This window comes from Bradyrhizobium sp. (assembly GCF_049798375.1).
GTDB lineage: Bacteria > Pseudomonadota > Alphaproteobacteria > Rhizobiales > Xanthobacteraceae > Bradyrhizobium.
The window spans coordinates 1-2,821 of the sequence record NZ_JBARGP010000288.1; the positions used below are offsets into that span (position 1 = coordinate 1).

The 2,821-nt window shown below is 62.8% G+C and carries 3 protein-coding genes; 2 read left to right on the plus strand and 1 reads right to left on the minus strand.

The window, feature by feature from the left end; translation table 11 throughout:
* On the minus strand, nt 1-733 hold a 733-nt coding region (locus WA702_RS12415), incomplete at its 3' end, for an isocitrate lyase (protein ID WP_425110820.1).
* Between the two features lie 210 nt (nt 734-943).
* On the opposite strand from WA702_RS12415, the gene WA702_RS12420 reads away from it, so the two are divergent.
* A complete protein-coding gene (locus WA702_RS12420) occupies nt 944-2,392 on the plus strand; it encodes a helix-turn-helix domain-containing protein (protein WP_425110821.1) in 1,449 nt (482 codons plus the stop codon).
* Nucleotides 2,393-2,636: 244 nt separating this feature from the next.
* The coding region (locus WA702_RS12425; RefSeq protein ID WP_425110822.1) for a hypothetical protein at nt 2,637-2,821 on the plus strand (185 nt) is incomplete at its 3' end.

The window sequence follows — 2,821 nt, forward strand, 5'->3', positions numbered from 1 at the left end:
CCGTCACCTTGCCGTCCTGGTGACCGCACTGCTTCTCATCGGAAACCTGGTTCTCGATCTGCAGGGCGCAGGCGCCCGCCTCGATCATCTTCTTGGCCAGCAAATAGGTCGCCTCGGCATTGCCGAAGCCGGCATCGATGTCCGCGATGACGGGCACGACGTGGGTTTGGAAATTGTCGACCTTCTCGATCAACTCCTTTTCCTTGGCCTTGTCGCCCGCCTTGCGGGCCGCGTCGAGGCTGCGGAAGAGATCGTTGAGCTCGCGGGAATCGGCCTGACGCAGGAAGGTATAGAGCTCCTCGATCAGCGCCGGGACCGAGGTCTTCTCGTGCATCGACTGGTCGGGCAGCGGCCCGAACTCCGAGCGCAGTGCTGCGATCATCCAGCCGGAGAGATAGAGATAGCGGCGATCGGTGGTGCCGAAGTGCTTCTTGACCGAAATCAGCTTCTGCTGCGCGATGAAGCCATGCCAGCAGCCGAGCGACTGGGTGTATTTGGTGGGATCGGCGTCATAGGCCGCCATATCGGCCCGCATCAGCGCCGCGGTGTAGCGGGCGACGTCCAGTCCGGTCTTGAAGCGGTTCTGCAGCCGCATGCGGGCCACGGCTTCGGCGGTGACACCGTTCCAGGTCGGCTGAGTCTTGAGCAGCGCCTCGGCGGCTGCGACCTCGGTCAAATAGGACGCCGGACCCTGGACAGCCTGGTCATCGATCCCGCGGGGCTGGAAATTCATGTGCTCGATCCTTTTCACAACTGTTCCGCAATTCGACATTTTTGACAATGCGTTGCGAAATCGTGTCTGAAGCTAAACGCGAATCTCCTTTATTCGGCTAGCCGGCTTGAAATCGAATGGTGATGCGATGTAACATCAATACTTGTCATAAATGTCATTTTGTAAATTTTGTAACAATCGAGTCAGCACAGCTGACCTTTGGAGAACGTAATGGCGACCGATCAGGGCAAGAAACTCTTCGTCGGCCCGCGCTTCCGGCGCATTCGCCAGCAGCTCGGCCTGTCGCAGACCCAGATCGCCGAGGGGCTTGGGATCTCGCCGAGCTACGTCAATTTGATCGAGCGGAACCAGCGTCCGGTGACGGCACAGATCCTGCTGCGGCTGGCCGAAAGCTACGACCTCGATCTGCGCGACCTCGCCACGGCCGATGAGGACCGCTTCTTCGCCGAGCTCAACGAAGTGTTCTCCGATCCGCTGTTCCGGCAGATCGAGATCCCGAAGCAGGAGCTGCGCGACCTCGCCGAGCTGTGCCCGGGCGTCACCCACGCGCTGCAGCGGCTTTACGCGGCTTATGCCGAGGCGCGGCGCGGCGAGACCATGGCCGCGGCGCAAATGGCCGACCGCGACGAGGGTGGGGCCCGGTTCGAGGCCAACCCGATCGAGCGGGTGCGCGACCTGATCGAGGCCAATCGCAACTACTTTGCCGAGCTCGATCAGGCTGCGGAGGCGCTGCGCGACGAGCTGAACGTGCCGGCCGAGGAGCTGTATGCAGCATTGGCCGCGCGGCTGCGCGAAAAACACGCCATCGTCTGCCGCATCATGCCGGTTGACGTGATGCGCGAAACCCTGCGGCGCTTCGACCGGCATCGCCGGCAACTGCTGATCTCCGAGCTGATCGACGCGCCCGGGCGGATCTTCCAGCTCGCCTTCCAGCTCGGCATGGCGGAATGCGGCCCCCATTTCGAGACCATTATCGGCCGCGCCGGCAGCCTCGACGACACCGCTCGCAGGCTCTATCGCATCACGCTCGCCAACTACTTCGCTGCAGCCGTGATGATGCCTTATCCCGCGTTCCTTGCTGCTGCCGAAGCGCTCAACTACGACATTCCCGTGCTGGCACAGCGCTTCTCGACCGGCTTCGAGCAAGTCTGCCATCGCCTCACCACGCTGTCGCGCCCGAACGCGCGCGGCATTCCGTTCTTCATGCTGCGGGTCGACAACGCCGGCAATGTCTCCAAACGCTTCTCCTCCGGCACCTTCCCGTTTTCCAAATTCGGCGGCACCTGCCCGCTGTGGAACGTGCACTCGACCTTCGATACGCCGGACCAGCTGCTCCGCCAGGTGGTCGAGCTGCCCGACGGCACGCGCTATTTCTCGATCGCGCAGGTGGTGCGCCGGCCGGCCGCGCCGCATCCCTACCCGCAGCCGCGCTTTGCGATCGCCTTGGGTTGCGAGATCCGCCATGCTGGCAAGCTCGCCTACGCCGCGGGGATGAATCTGGAGACCACGGAAGGCACGCCGATCGGCGTCAACTGCCGACTCTGCGAGCGCGAAAACTGCCCCCAGCGCGCCGAGCCGCCGATCACGCGGACCTTGATTCTGGATGAGACGACACGGCGCGTCAGCTCGTTTGCGTTCAGCAATGCGCGGGAGCTGTAAAAAATCCAGCTGTCGTCGCCCGGCTTGACCGGGCGACCTAGTATTCCAGAGACGGTTATGAGTAACTCGATAGGCCGCGGCGTACTGGATCGCCCGCCTTCGCGGGCGATGACAACTGAGGTGATGGCGTTATACCTCAAGACGCACGTCCACATCCTCGCGGCGCATTCACACCCGAGTTCTGCAATTCGTTTTACCCTCTTCAAACCGAGGGCGCAGGGAAGGCCGGGAGCTCGCCGCCCCCATGGCCCGCGTGCAGAAAAAAAGCACGCGGCAGAACCACAGGTTCGGCCGAGACATCCGGCGGATTCAATCGGTCGTCGCAACACTCCTGGATCTGGAGGTTGCGATGACTATTCGAAGGAAGCGATCAACTCGGGCGGCCCTGGGTTCGCTGGGACGCCCGTCTGTTGCGGGGCGTGCTGAACA

Bases quoted from the DNA above. Each gene is read 5' to 3' on its own strand.
- WA702_RS12420 (WP_425110821.1), top strand. From the start codon at position 944: ATGGCGACCGATCAGGGCAAGAAACTCTTCGTCGGCCCGCGCTTCCGG.